At 60.4% G+C, this 14,101-nt stretch carries 13 protein-coding genes; 11 read left to right on the forward strand and 2 right to left on the reverse strand.

Annotated features, from left to right (window positions below; translation table 11 throughout):
* Positions 1–81 precede the first annotated feature (81 nt).
* Together NKJ20_RS04200 and NKJ20_RS04205 are read right to left on the reverse strand one after the other, a co-directional pair.
* Positions 82–2,244 carry an amylo-alpha-1,6-glucosidase gene (locus tag NKJ20_RS04200; RefSeq protein ID WP_023674970.1) on the reverse strand — a complete coding sequence of 721 codons (2,163 nt, stop codon included), beginning with the start codon at positions 2,242–2,244 and terminating at the stop codon, positions 82–84.
* A 47-nt stretch (positions 2,245–2,291) separates the two neighbouring features.
* Positions 2,292–3,353 (reverse strand): glycosyltransferase family 4 protein, encoded by a 1,062-nt coding sequence (locus NKJ20_RS04205; RefSeq protein ID WP_352742733.1) that lies wholly within the window; start codon positions 3,351–3,353, stop codon positions 2,292–2,294.
* Positions 3,354–3,608: 255 nt separating this feature from the next.
* On the opposite strand from NKJ20_RS04205, the gene NKJ20_RS04210 reads away from it, so the two are divergent.
* The 11 genes from NKJ20_RS04210 to NKJ20_RS04260 all read left to right on the forward strand — a co-directional run bounded on the left by NKJ20_RS04210 (position 3,609) and on the right by NKJ20_RS04260 (position 14,089).
* On the forward strand, positions 3,609–3,911 hold the full coding sequence (locus NKJ20_RS04210) for a DUF982 domain-containing protein (protein WP_352474284.1): 303 nt from the start codon (positions 3,609–3,611) through the stop codon (positions 3,909–3,911).
* A 665-nt stretch (positions 3,912–4,576) separates the two neighbouring features.
* Positions 4,577–4,744: a hypothetical protein gene (locus tag NKJ20_RS04215; RefSeq protein WP_352448851.1), complete on the forward strand. Its 168-nt coding sequence runs from the start codon at positions 4,577–4,579 to the stop codon at positions 4,742–4,744.
* Between the two features lie 261 nt (positions 4,745–5,005).
* Positions 5,006–5,230 (forward strand): hypothetical protein, encoded by a 225-nt coding sequence (locus NKJ20_RS04220; protein ID WP_352742735.1) that lies wholly within the window; start codon positions 5,006–5,008, stop codon positions 5,228–5,230.
* A gap of 215 nt (positions 5,231–5,445) precedes the next feature.
* The gene (locus NKJ20_RS34130; protein ID WP_502893791.1) at positions 5,446–5,700 is read left to right on the forward strand and encodes a DUF6894 family protein; all 255 of its coding nucleotides are present in this window, start codon (positions 5,446–5,448) and stop codon (positions 5,698–5,700) included.
* A gap of 463 nt (positions 5,701–6,163) precedes the next feature.
* The gene (locus tag NKJ20_RS04230; protein ID WP_352742737.1) at positions 6,164–6,706 is read left to right on the forward strand and encodes a class I SAM-dependent methyltransferase; all 543 of its coding nucleotides are present in this window, start codon (positions 6,164–6,166) and stop codon (positions 6,704–6,706) included.
* Between the two features lie 237 nt (positions 6,707–6,943).
* A complete protein-coding gene (locus NKJ20_RS04235; protein WP_198023529.1) occupies positions 6,944–8,731 on the forward strand; it encodes an ABC transporter ATP-binding protein in 1,788 nt (595 codons plus the stop codon).
* Between the two features lie 6 nt (positions 8,732–8,737).
* Entirely contained in the window at positions 8,738–9,919 is a 1,182-nt protein-coding gene (locus tag NKJ20_RS04240; protein ID WP_352742739.1) for a glycosyltransferase family 9 protein, read from the forward strand.
* A gap of 9 nt (positions 9,920–9,928) precedes the next feature.
* Positions 9,929–11,116, forward strand: a complete 1,188-nt coding sequence (locus NKJ20_RS04245; protein WP_352742741.1) for a glycosyltransferase family 9 protein — start codon at positions 9,929–9,931, stop codon at positions 11,114–11,116.
* A complete protein-coding gene (locus NKJ20_RS04250) occupies positions 11,106–12,284 on the forward strand; it encodes a glycosyltransferase family 9 protein (RefSeq protein WP_352742743.1) in 1,179 nt (392 codons plus the stop codon). Before NKJ20_RS04245 ends, NKJ20_RS04250 begins: the two co-directional genes overlap by 11 nt.
* A 300-nt stretch (positions 12,285–12,584) precedes the next feature.
* On the forward strand, positions 12,585–13,379 hold the full coding sequence (locus tag NKJ20_RS04255) for a sulfotransferase domain-containing protein (RefSeq protein WP_352742744.1): 795 nt from the start codon (positions 12,585–12,587) through the stop codon (positions 13,377–13,379).
* Between the two features lie 14 nt (positions 13,380–13,393).
* Complete coding sequence (locus NKJ20_RS04260) at positions 13,394–14,089, forward strand: sulfotransferase family protein (RefSeq protein ID WP_352448858.1); 696 nt, start codon at positions 13,394–13,396, stop codon at positions 14,087–14,089.
* Positions 14,090–14,101 lie beyond the last annotated feature (12 nt).

The following is a 14,101-nucleotide window of genomic DNA, read 5'->3' on the forward strand; positions in this document are numbered from 1 at the left end:
TTGCAACGCACAAAGAGGCTATCGGTTCCGGGACGATTGCAATGCCGCACGTCATTTTCAATGCGCCGCAGCGCGGCGGCATCAAGTGCGCACGATGAGCGGCACCATCCCCTCATACCGATCGGCGAGAAAGGCAACGACCCGGTCGCCGACACGCTGGAATGTGAGGTCGACCACTGTCGAGCCGACACCTAGATGCCGCAATGTCAGCGTGTCGATGCCGATCGGCAGCCTTGGGCGGGTGACCCGGATTTCGCTGTTCCAGCCGTCGATTTCGAGCCCAAGGCAGGCCTGCATCAGCATGAAGGCCGATCCCGCCGACCAGGCCTGCGGCAGGCACGCGACGGGATAGGCGATGGGCGCTTCGCCCGGCGACCGGGTAAAGCCGCAGAACAGTTCCGGCAGCCGCATGTTGAAATGGACAGCCGATTCGAACGTGCCGCTCATCAGCCGGACCACACTGTCGCGCACGCCATAACGTGCCAGGCCGGCACCGCACATGGCGGTGTCGTGCGGCCAGATCGAACCATTGTGGTAGGACATCGGATTGAAGAATATCGCATCGTCGGCCAGCGTCCTCACTCCCCAACCAGAGTGGAACGACGCAGAGAGCAGCTGATCGGCGACCATCTGCGCCCGTTCCGGCTCGGGCAGCCCGACAAAGAGAAGATGGCCGGCATTCGACGTCCGTACCTTGCAGAGCTCGCCTGCACCATCGATCGCCAGTGCATAGAAATTGAGATCGTCCATCCAGAAATGGCGTTCCACCGCGGCGCGCATGGTTTCGGCGCGTTCCTCCCAATGATCGGCCTTGTCGTCCTCGCCGCGGCGGCGGGCGAGCGCCGCCAGCCCACGGAACGCGGCAAAGACGTAGCCTTGCACCTCGACCAGGGCGATCGGCCCCTTGGGCATGCGGCCATCGGCATGGAAGACGGAATCGAAACTGTCCTTCCAGCCCTGGTTGGCAAGGCCGGTCTCGGCGCCGCGCTGGTAGGTAACGAAGCCGGTCGCGCGGCTTGTCTCCTCCGTCCATTCGGCCGCTGCACAGAGCGATGGCCACAGGCTGTCGACGAACGCCATGTCGCCGGTACGATCCGCATAGGCGCAAGCGAGATGAATGTAGAGCGGCGTGGTATCGACGCCGCCGTAATAGCGGCCGAACGGGAGCTCCCGCAGTGCCGCCATCTCGCCCTTGCGGGTCTCGTGCATGATCTTGCCCGGCTGCGAATCGCTGAACGGCGACGTTTCGGTCGCCTGATGCTGGGCGAGAAAGGCGAGTACGCCGCGCGCCAGCCCTGGATTCAACCACAGCATCTGCAATGCGGAAATCACCCCGTCGCGGCCAAATGCCGTCGAGAACCAGGGTATGCCGGCATAGGGGTAGGGTCCGGTTGAAAGCTCGGTGGTCAGCAACGCCACGTCCGCGCGCGCGCGTTCGATCCAGTCGTTGAAGACGCGGCCGGAGCTGTGCACCGTCGCGCCGTGGCGGCGTTTGGCGCGCATGCCGAAGCGAGCGCGGGCGGCGGCAGCCCGAAAACGGTCGCGGTCGGGTGTCTCCGCCACTTCCGGGCCGACCTCGATATAGAGGACCTCGCTGCTGCGCTTCGTCACCGCAACCAGGAAATCCGCGCGGCTGGCGGTCAAATTGTCCGGCGCCTGCGAGAACGAGATCGCTGACAGGCGCACGAGCTGGTCCAGCCCGTCATATCGAAGCACCACGGATGTCGGACTGGTCTCGGCGGCGTGGGCTATTCCGCGCTTGAGCCGGGTCGAACCGCGCACCTCGAACATGTCGCGGAAATCTGCTGCGAAATGCAAGGAAACCCGAATGGCCGACGATTCCTGGCTGTAGTTGGAAAGGGTGATGCGCTCGAACAGCCGGTCCTGCCAAAGCAGCCTGACGCGTTCTATGTGGATCGCGCCCTGCGGAATGTCGCGACCACCGACACTCTGGATCGGCAGATTGGTCAGGTTCGAGGTGAAAAGCACATTATCCTGGCTGAGCGAGGCGCCGAGCAACGACATTTGCCGGCCACCGACCGTCAGCCGGAATTCCGAAAGCACACGCGTGTCGTCTCGGAAAAAGCCATCGCCGGCGCCGCGGATGTCGCCATAGGCGTCGGCCACCGCGAAGCAGTCGGCTTGCTTGAGGGCGAACAGCCGGTGCGGCTCCCGGGGCGCAACCTCGTCGAGGGAGGCAAGGGCTACGGCGGGATCAAGCTTACGCTCGTCGAGTTGATTCATACGTCACAAGCTCTGTCGTTTCGTTCCAACGTCCACAATGACGCCGATCAGGACGCTCTCGCTTCACCGGGAGTACCGATCAGGCGCGCATAGGCAGCCACATAGTCGTGGGCCATTCTCGTGGCAGAAAAACGGTTTTCGAACACGGCTCTCACCTGTCGCCTGTCGAGGCGCAGCAATTCCGGTATCGAGGTGACCGCGGCATCGACCGTATCGACAAGGAAACCGGTCACGCCGTGGTCGATGATCTCCGGCAGGGCACCGCATTTCCAGGCGATTACCGGCGTGCCACAGGCCATAGCCTCTATCGCGGCAAGACCGAACGGCTCCGGCCAATCGATCGGAAACAGCAGGCCGGCCGCCTTGCCGAGGAATTCCGCTTTTCTGTCCTCTTCGATCTCGCCGATATAGTCGACACGGTCGCCGTCGATCAGCGGCTCGACCGTGTCGTGGAAAAAAGCGCGGTCGTCGTCGCCGATCTTTGCCGCAAGCTTCAGTTTCAGCCCGGAGCGCAAGGCGATCTCAATGGCACGCTCTGGGCGCTTGTCGCGCGACAGCCGGCCGAGAAAGGCCAGATACGGCTCGTCCACCTCCGTCTCGAAAGTCGGCTTGTACATATTGATCGGTAGCCCGTGATGGATGGTCGCCAGCCAATTGGCCCTGGGTAGCCCGGTTCTCTGGCTGCGCGAAATCGAGATCATCGGAAAGCGCGGAAAATGTTCGTAGGCCGGGGCCAGGTCGACATAGTCGAGCCTGCCATGCGGTGTCGTCACCGTCCGGTCGGGCATGTGTTCGAAGAAAGGAAAATGCAGGAAGTGGCTGAGATGGAAATGGATGATGTCGAACTGTTGCGCACGGCTCCTCACCTCGGCGAGCATCGAGAGATGCGCCGCGGTTTCGGATTTGTGCGGGCGTGGATCGAGACGGAGCGCGCGCTCGCGACACGCCACCAATTTCGCCGACGTCTTGGTATCGCCGCTGGCGAACAGGGTCACGTCATGGCCAAGCTCGAGCAATCCTTCGGTCAGATAGGAGACGATGCGCTCCGTCCCTCCATAGAACCGGGGTGGCACGGATTCATGGAGCGGCGCCACATGGGCTATTCTCATGTTTTGGCATTTCCCTCAAAAAGACTGCTCGTGGCATCGAAATGCATCAGCCGCGCTAACGTTCCCGTACAATGGCAAGATGTCACCCAATTGGGGCAAGATGTCACCCAATTGAAGCTGCCGGGCGCTTCCACCGCTGCTCGTCTCGTCCAGCCAACATTTTTCAGGCCAAGCCCTCTTTTGCCGGGAACCAAAGTCGGGTTCGCGAGTTTAGTGGGGTTCGATCGCACGCATCCGGTCGACGGGGAGGAAATGATGGACCGCTTGCAATTCTTTTCGCCCGTGCGGATTTTGCGCGGACAGGGACAGCCCGTGGAGGAGATCGACAGCGTTGCCGAAGCAATGGCATTCTTGCGAAAATGGCCGGCCGGGCGGCGCGGGCCGGTTTACCAGTGCGCCGTGAATTGCTGCGCTGCGGCCATGGCCGGCCGGATGTCGGCCGAGGAAGCGCGAAAGGCTTTTGCCGGCTTCGCCCGGATCACCCGCCTGCTCGAGGGCGATCGGCCGTTACCGATGAGCGGCGAGGATCGGCATCGCGATCACGCCTTGAGGCGATAGCACCGACTGCCGCAGATCGTCCGAGCAAGGATGGCATTCAGCCGGAGCACCCGATCGGCGACCGACGAGCAACGCCGGCAAGGTGTCGTAGAGCGCTGCCCAGTAGGGGGCGTAAAACTCACACCGGTATTCCGGCACTATCCAGTAGTGCCGCTTGAGCTGCTGGCGCCGCTCGATCCGCCGCTGCTTGAGCCGCCGATGGGCCTCTTGTTGACGTTGCGTGGGGAGGGATGGTTGTTAGCGCCCTCGTTTACATTTTCGCAGGTGCACTTGCGCTGATATTTGGTGCCGAAGGCACTGCCTTCATTGCTCGCCTTCTGGCAGACCGACCCATGGCAAATCAAAGTCGCTTCGGTTGTCACGGGGGTAAGGCCCGTGATGACTAGTGCGGTTGTCGTGGCTGCCATGGCCATGATTGTGAACCGGAGTAAATTCCGAAAATTTGCATAGATACCTCGCTTTCTGACGCCTCGCTTCTCGGGCTCACGCCCAAGCGTCCTCGTTGTCGAGTGGGTGTTTGCGACAAGCCCGCATACGGATCGCTTACGCCTCAGCGGTCGGGGCTCAGGGGCGGCATAAAAAGTTGGACGAAGCGCAGACAATGGTGCCGCATTGCGGTATTTCGACCGGAAAAGGCCAAAGATGCACTTTTGGGGGAATGGAAAATGTCGAAACGGCTTAGACTGGTGCTGGGAACGGCCGGCGCAATTGCCGTCGCCATTGTCTGGGGAATCATCGCCACGTCGATGGGTGTGCCATCGATTCTGATCACTCTAGGAGCGGTCGCGATCGGCGCGGGCATCTACAGCTATGTCGATCGAAGCCGAAGCTGATCCGGTTATCAGGTACGGGCATAGCGCAAAAATCCCACGGTCGCAGACTGTCTGTGCCAATGCTCAGTGTACGAAAATTACCAACGACAGCGTTCTGTGGAATGAGTGGCCTGCCGAAGCTATTGTGGTGGCGGTCCGAGACACCCCGCCTCGGGTCATTGGCTCACCCAGCCGAGTGGTCCGCTGCTACCCAATGGCAGCGGACCTTCATCCGGAGGACAGACCCGGAAGACGGACATTGTGCCGAATCGAGGGAGAACGATGGTCGTTGACGAGATTGCCGCGCGGCGCCTGAAAATTCTGCTCGAGCAATACATGGAGACCAGGAAGAGGCGCCACGATGCGGTTTCCACCGCAGCGGCTGAGATCGCGATCAGGGCTGTCATGCCGAATTGCCCGGTCTCCGGAAAAGCCCTGGACGACATGATTGCGGCATGTGCGTTCGAACACGGGCTGGGGGTGCTGTTCGATCAACCTGACGCATGAAGGCCTAAACGCCATGAATCCGAACGCCAAAATCGCACGGTGCTGTCGTGCACAAATCCGACGCTGTTCCTGAGGCGCTCGCCACTAATGCGCATCGCGTCGATCGGCCTCATGCGACGCGCTTTAAGTGCTTGTTTTTGTGCATGTCGTTGCCGCTAAACCGCTGCACAGTTTTGCGCGACATGCATTAGAGAAACCGACCGACCGGAGCAGCCATGCCGAGATATTTTTTCCATTTCCGAAACAATGAGGGCCGCTTGACGGAAGATTTCGAAGGTCAGGAGTTGGACGGTTTGTCCGCGGCTCAGGATAACGCAATGGCTTCGGCCAAGGAAATCCTGGCCGAGGGTCTGCTCAGCGGCGGCCCAGTCCTGACAGGCCTTTCCTTCGAAATCTGCGACGAGAACCGGAAGCTGCTTTTCCGATTTCCATTCTCGGAAGCTGCCGAAAAGGCCGGCGCTCGACCTTGATTGGCCAAAAAGCCCGGCGATGCGGGCTTTGATCGAGCCTGGCTGAAAAACCGCATGTCGTGGCAAGACGGTCGTTGGTGCAAATCAGCACCATAGGCAAATTAGTAGCATAGCTGCCGGCACAAAGCAAGAACAAATATGGCTTGCCTTGCCGACGGGCCATTACTTATGTCCCTGCGTGTGCCGGCCCGGGCTATCGTGCGTTTCAGGAACTCGAGGGCAGGCACGGGTAGGGGGCGCCAAGCGACGTTGCCATTTCCAACCAGTATGTCGATTTGTCGGGGCCGGGTGTTCGTCAACTTACCGAAACGTCTTCGCAGGATGCTGTGATCAGGAGTTCCTTTCTCCCGCGGTTGCGTTTACAGGACGCTCAGGACAGTGTCGTTTGCGCGCCAGCAACTGGACCGAGTTAGGCCGGGCGCACGGTCCCCCTCCGTCAAGGAAAACTAGTTCGGCGCCGTTTTTGGAGAACAATGATTTGTGGTGGTCAAATAAGCAAAAGAGATTCAAGGGAACGTGGGACGACAGACTGGACGGCCTATTCTCAGCAGAGGTCGACTACGCCGGGAAATCCATTCTCGATGTTGGCTGCAACATGGGTGTTGTCGCCTATGAGATATCCAAGCTAGGACCGAGTGCGATCCATGGGATCGACATTCTCAAGCCGCATATCGAGACGGCCAGGATGATCTTCCTGGGTTGTCCGGTCCAAAGCCGGTTCGATTGTCTCGATCTTGGCAGCCGGAAGCTGCAAAATGTTCTCCAACCGCAGTACGACATTGTCATGCTGCTGGCGGTCTACCATCACATGCAGTGGAGCCTCGGCGCGGACAAGGCGCGACGCGTGCTGTGCGACATCGCCGGGCGTGCTCAAACGATCGTTGCCCGCGTCCCTCCTGGCAAGGATAACGAGATGATCGCGGTGCTTTCGGATGTGGGCTTTTCAATCAAAAGCAATCACACATCGCCTCTTGGAAGCCATCTCATGGTCCTCGCGAAACACTGACCAGGCATAGCGCGGCCGACGACGAATGGCGCAAGAGCCGCGTGGCTGGGGTCCGCTATGCTCGCATGCGAGGAACCGACGGTCATAAGCCGATGACGTGCAAGGATCCGGTTCGGCATTGACTGCGCTCGGGAACGAAGCCACAGACAGGTGATCGAAACCGTCTCGCGCTTCAAGATAACGCGAAGACCGGACGGGATCGCAACGGGCGGCGACGAGATGATTACAAAGAAACGAGTGTCAACGGCCCCAGCATATCCGCTGATCAAGCGTCTGATTGGCGAAAATCTGCCGCCGCACAAGATGCTGTATGTGACAGGTTTGCTGTGCTCGATCGCCGCTGCTGCGGCGACCGGCGCGGCGGCCTGGATCATGAAAGTCATGATCAACACCATCTATGTCGAGCGAGACGCTGCCGCTGTATCGGGTATCAGCGCCGTCATCATCGGCATTTTCCTGGTCAAGGGCATAGCTGCCTACTGCCAGACCATCACGACGGGAAAGATTCGCCGGGCTATCGTTTCGGACCTGCAAAACCGGCAATTTTCCCGAATGGTGTATTTCGACATCAGCCGTTTCGCGAACCAGCATCCGGCAAAATTCATCTCCAAAATCATGTTCAACGCGCGCGCCGGGGCGACCGTTATTCTCACCCTCACGAGCAGCGCCGTCTCTGATCTGCTGACCCTGATTGCCTTGGCCAGCGTCATGGTCAAGCAGGACCCGGTGATGTCGCTGATATCCGTGGCGGTTCTGCCGATGCTGTTCCTGTCAGTCGGCGCGATAACAAGGAAGCTCAAGGCGCTGGCGAGGGGCGAGACGGAATTGGCCGCACAAGTCCAGTCGATCGGCACGGAAGCCGTCGAAGGCATCCGCACCATCAAGTCCTTCCAGCTCGAGGACAAGGCCGTCGCCAGCTTTGCAAAGGCCGTCCGCAAGATGGAAAGACGTGGCATCCAGATCAATCGGACGTCAGCATTGATGAGCCCATTGATGGAGACCGGCGGCGGCGTGATCATCGGGCTTTTCGTTATGTACGCCAGCTGGCAGACGCTCGGCAACGGCAAGACGCCCGGCGAATTCATGGCCTTCATTACCGCGTTCCTGCTTGCCTATGAGCCTGCCAAGAGGTTGGCCCGGGTCAATGTCGACATCCAGAAGCAAATGGTCGCCGTCGAGCAGATGTATGATTTGATCGACACGCCCGAGCAGCGGCGACTCGCGATCGCGGGCGAGCGTCTGACCGACGTCGATGGTGGTATCCGCTTTGAAGATGTGGCCTTTTCCTATGACGGCAACAGCCCCGCGCTCGAGGGTGTTTCCTTCGACGTGCGACCTCGTGAGAAGCTGGCGATCGTCGGCCGCTCCGGCGCCGGCAAGACCACCATCGTTAATCTGATCCTGCGCCTGATGGAGCCGGACAAGGGCAGGATCCTGATCGACGGAAAGGACATTTCGAAGATCAGCCTGGCCGACGTTCGCGATAACATCGCACTGGTATCCCAGGACGTCTTCCTGTTCGAAGGCTCGATCCGCGACAACATTCGCGACGGCCGCCCGAATGCCACGGATCAGGAAATCGAGTCCGCTGCGAACCTCGCCCGGGTCACCAGCTTTGCTTCGGCGCTCGAAAACGGGCTCGACACGCTTGTCGGGCCAAGCGGCACCAACCTGTCCGGCGGCCAGAAACAACGCGTTGCCATCGCGCGCGCCCTGCTCAAGAATGCTGCGGTAATCGTCTATGACGAAGCGACATCGGCGCTTGACGGTGAAAACGAACGGGCGGTTATGGAGGCAGCCTTCGACAACACATTTCAGCGCACGGTGATCTGCATTGCGCACAGGCTGTCTACAATCAAGGCGGCCGATCGTATTCTCGTGTTTGACGCCGGACAGCTTGTCGATGCTGGAACGCATGACCAGCTTGCCAAGCACAGCGAGATATATCGTTCGATATTCCACCTGGAGACGCCCGATCCGATGGTCGAAAGCGGCAAAAAGCTGCGGCAGAGCGTATTGCGCTGAAGGCCGATGACCAGCTTTTATCACGGTTCCTATGTCCGGTATGTGATTGGTGGACTGGGCCTTCAGGTGCGCCGGTACAAAAAGGCGGTGCGCAGGTTGTTTTTCAGTCCCAAGCAGCCTCGTTCCATTCTTGAGCTGCAGGCCAAGGTTGAGGCCCTGATCGTGCGCAGGGACTGGAAAGGCCTTGAAGCCGGTACCAACGAGATGGCTGTCACGGCCGATCATAATCGCGACCCGGAGCTGATGCAGAAGGCGGGCCAGGCGTTCGAACGCCTTGGCAACTTTGCGCGGGCAGCTGAGCTTCGGCTTTCCGCTCGCCGGCTGCGGAAAGGGAAAAGCGCCAACGAGTGGACCGGCGAGAATCTCGGATCGGATACACTGCTGATCGATCTTGTGGAGGATGACCCGCGCAGCCTTGGCCGGGTTATCCGCCACGCGCGACTGGCCGGCGCTGCCGCTGCCTATGCCCAAAGCGCAACAATTCGGGTCGAGCCGCGCCTGGTATCAATTCTGCAGCGAACGTTCCCGAAGGCGACCGTGGTCCCGGCGCAGCGGGATGTGGTCGGCGACAAACACGCGACTTTCGAAGATCTCGCCTGGGTGTTCGGACGCGACGCCGAAAAGCTTGCTGCCGACTTCGTACCGCTGCGGGCAGATCCTGAACTCGTCGAGACATTCCGCAAGCGCTATCGCTCGATGACGGATCTGCCGCTGGTCGGCCTCTCCTGGGGCAGCAAGTCCCATACCAAGGACGTGCCTGATTTTCCTGAATGGGCACGGTTCATCGCCCAGACGCCAGCGACATTCGTTTCGCTCCAGTACGGGCAGATCAAGCCGGCGTTGCGGCGCCTTCGCAACGGCAACGACGCGCGTCTGATCTTTGACGACAGCGTCGACCAGATGGTCGACATGGATCGTTTCGCCGCACAGGTCGCCGCACTCGATGCTGTCGTGACGATCAGCAATACGGCGGCCCATCTTGCCGGAGCCATTGGCGTGCCGACTGTTTTCCTCATCGACGATAATTTTCAGACGGCATGGCCGGTGACCGGCGACCGGACACCTTGGTATCCGAAGGGCATTGTCATTCGCAAGGAGGGGCGCCCTTGGTCGCTGGTGCTCGACGAGGCCGGCCGGCGGCTCTCGTCGATCCTGACGACGCTTTCCGACGCTCCCCGAGGACGATAGAACATCGCCGTGCAGAACAGACGAACCATCCTTCAGAAGGCAAAAACCGCCGATCTGCGCCCGCAAGGCGCCGTCGGCAAGCGGCTGCAGAAGGTCCTCGAGCGGGCAAAGGAACTTCTTAGACGTCCCTCGCGCCACGCCGACGAAAGCGCCGAACGGCATATGAGGCTGATGGAGGAAAGCGTGCAGCGTGGTGATTGGCAAACTGCTCGCGACCATGCACTGGCGCTTGGCGTGCTTGGCGAGCAGCTTGGCGATCTCGGCCTGATCAAGAAAGCGGGGCGTGGACTGAGGCGTCTCGACGGAGGAAATCGCATCTGGCAGTTGATGGCGGCGAGCAAGCAGCTGCGCGGCAGGCCCGATTGGGATGGCAGTGATCTTGCGGGTCGCACGCTTCTCGTCGATCGTCGCGAAGGCGACCTGGCGATCTTTTTCCAGTTCGCGTCTTTGCTTGGTCCAGCAGCTGCGGCTGCGGGTCGATGCATCGTCTTCGTCGAGCCGCGACTGGCACCGCTTTATCGCAGAACATATCCTGCGCTCGATGTCAGGATTGAAGGGGAAGAGGACATGGCGGCGGTGGACGCCGATGTCGTTGCCGGTTTCGAGACACTCGCAAAGCATTTCTGGCCGGACGACCCGGCGGCACGCGCGCCCTTCGTTCCGCTGGAGCCGGACCGCCGACTGGTTGCCGAGCTGCGCGGCACCTATCTCGATGGCGGCCCAGGTCCCCTGATCGGATTTGCCTGGGGAAGCCTCAACAAGAGCAAGGATCTGCCGGCCCTGGACGATTGGCGGACGCTGTTCAGCAGCCTGCCGGGGCGCCTCGTCAGCTTGCAATATGGCGATGTCGGGCCGGCCCTCTCCGAGTTCGAGCGCCACGCGCCGGGGCGCATCATCCATGACGCTACCGTCGACCAGTTGACGGACATGGACCGCTTTGCCGCCCAAATTGCGGCGCTCGACGCGGTGGTGACGATCAGCAATACCGGCGCCAACCTGGCCGGAGCGCTCGGCGTGCCGACGATTGTCATGCTCGACGACGGGTTTCGACTGTCCTGGCCTGCCTTCGGTGAGACCGTCGCCGTATATCCGAGCGTTCGACTGGTCCGAAAAGGCGGCCGAGCCTGGGCGTCGGCAGTGCAGGAAGCAGGCGGACGGGTCATGCAAATCATCAGCGGAGTTGGCGATGGAAGGTAGCCTACTTCTCGGCCGGTTGCGCCGCGCTGTCGCGCTTGCAGGCTACAAATACAAGGTCTGGTTCCGACGTCACCGCCGGCAGCTCTTCCTTCGCTGGCGCGACGGCGACATTGCCGATCAGATGGCGGATTATCGGCGAAGCGTCGAGTCCCGCGATTGGCCGGCGGCACTGCCGAAAGCCCTGGCTCTTGGATCCATTGCGAAGTCGAAGGGCGAGGTCCACCTGATCGACGAGCTCAGCAAGGCGCTGATGCGGATGGGCGCTTATGGCGCAGCCGCCGAACTCAGGATCGCCCGACGCCACATCGTCAACGGCCGCGTCGATGGCGAGTGGCTGGGCCAGGATATTTCTGGCCAGACACTGCTGATCGATCTGATGGAAACCGAAAAGCAGGGTCTGGCCACCGCGATCCATCATGCGAGTTCCGTCGGCTGTGCCCTGGCGCGCGCCGCCCGCTCCATCGTGCTGGTCGAGCGCCGCCTGGTACCGCTCTTTCAGCGCACTTTTCCGACCGCCGACGTGCGGCCGGTCGGCGCTGGCGGCAAGGCCGCCTATGCCGAGGCGCAGGCCTTCGCCGGCGTCCAGCATCTGACTGCCGTTTTCGAAACCGACGAGGCGACGATCCGCGAGCATTTCGTGCCCCTTAAGCCGGATCCGGCCCGGGTCGCTGAACTTCGCGCCCGCTACCGGAAGGAAGGACGGCCGTTGGTCGGTATCGCATGGGGCAGCTCCAATCCCGGCAAAGACCTGCCGCCGCTTGCCGCCTGGCGAAACCTGATCGGCCGACCGGACCTCCGGTTCGTCTCGCTGCAGTACGGCCAGATCGAGACCGATCTGAAGATCCTGACCGACGGTGAGCCGGAGCGCATTCTTCATGACAGATCGGTCGATCAGCTCGTCGACATGGATCTTTTCGCCGCGCAGGTTGCCGCGATGGACGCCGTGGTGACCATCAGCAATACCGGAGCGCATCTGGCCGGCGCGCTCGGCATCCCCTCGGTTTTCATTCTGGGCGACGGCTTCAAACGCTCCTGGCCGGTCGAGGGCGACCGCACGCCCTACTATCCATCGGCCGTGCTGGTCTCGAAACGGGAACGCCCCTGGTCCGTGGTGATGGGCGAGGCCGAGGCCATCCTGGCGCCATGGATCACAAAAGTAAGTGGCTAATGCATGTCGTCCGAAAGCGCGTCACTGAATACGCTTCGACGCGATGCGCATTAAGGATTCGGCCGCCGGATCGCGGAACGGAGCGCCCGCGTCGAACAGTCGTCGCAACAGGCCAAAAAACATAAGGCATTCCGAACCGGGATATAGTAAAGGCCAATTCGCCCCGCAGAGGATCGCAATTCTTGCCGGCATTTCTGCCTTGTGTTCGAATCAGCCGTAGGCTTAGGCGCCCAGTAATGGGGTTGGTCTGGCCGGCAGCGGTTCGGGCGCCAGCTCTGATAATCTAAAGGAGGTCTCTCCATGTCCTTTCTAAACATGTCCTTTCTAAAATTTTTCCAGGCCAAAGCGCCGCCTCTTCCTCTTATCGTATCCTTTCCAAAATCGGGGCGCACGTGGCTACGTGTCATGCTGGACGATCTCGGAGTTGAAGTTCAATACATTCACGACGGAACCGACCACAAGTTACTTCGACCGATATCGGGCCTAAAGGAGAATAAATCTCGATACAAGAAGAGAAGAACAATAATGCTTGTTCGCGACCCAAGAGATACGGTGGTCTCAGGGTACTTTCAGGTTCAGAAGCGCCACATGCTTCCAGCGGGATCGTTCAGCGATTTTATCAGAAGCGACAATCATGGGATTGAAAAGATCATCAGATTTAATCTGCATTGGTTCGCGGCCATGCCCCGGATGCGCGAAATCCGGTATCTTCAATATGAAGATATGCATCGGGATACGGCTGGTGTCCTTCGCGCGATCCTTGGATTCCTGAACCAGCAGGCTGACGATCGGACGCTTGTCGAGGTGGCGAACAACCGAACGTTCGACAAGATGAAAGTGAGTGAATCGACCGGTGATCTGTCCGATCGATACGGCAAGATACTACAGCCGCGCGATGCGAATGATCCCGAAAGCTTCAAGGTGCGCAAGGGCAAGATAGGCGGTTACGGCGAATATCTTTCCGAGGACGACGTGGCCTTTTGTGACGAGCAGTTGGCTAAGTTCGAATATTGGGAGAAGCTGGACAAGGTTTTTAGCACGAACGGCTTGTGCTACGCTCGCGTCGATAACCGCGCCCGGGTCGCCTTGGGTTAGGGAGCATTGCCGACATGGTGATGCGGACCGGATTCATTTGCGGCTGCGGCCATAGCGGGACGACGTTGATTGCGACGATCCTTGCGTCGCATCCCGACGTCTACCTGCCGCTCCAGGAAACCAACATTTTCTTCAAGTGGACGCCACTGGCCATGTTCCGCTTCTGGAAACTGAAGCGGGCGGCGCTCGATGCTGGAAAGAACGTGCTGCTTGAAAAAACACCGCGGCATATCCGCCGTGTCGCCCGCATTCGCCGGCTCGTGCCCGGCGCGCGTTTCGTCATGCCGGTGCGAGATGGGCGCGACGTCGTAGCGTCCCTGATCAAACGACTTGGCGACCCAGCGGAGGCTCTCGACCGCTGGATCAACGACAATGCGCTGGTTCTTGCGGAACGGGGAAAGCCGGATGTGCTGATCTATCGCTATGAGGACCTGGTCGAGAATCCGGCCAAAGTCGTCGAGCAGATATGCGGCTTTCTCGATGTAACCTTCAGCCCGGATCTCCTCGATTATCACAAGAACCCGCAGCAGTGGTTCAAGCCGACCGACGCCAGCGGCGAGACGCCACATGCGGTGCTCCGGAACCAACAGGTCAATCAGCCGATCTATGACGGGAGCGGAAGATGGCGCTCCGAACTTGGAAACGCCGAGCTACAGGACCTGGTACAAGGACGAGGTGCCCAGCTTATGAAAGCATTCGGTTATGCATGATCGGCATCTGCT

This window comes from Mesorhizobium sp. M0185 (assembly GCF_040322175.1).
Taxonomy (GTDB): domain Bacteria; phylum Pseudomonadota; class Alphaproteobacteria; order Rhizobiales; family Rhizobiaceae; genus Mesorhizobium.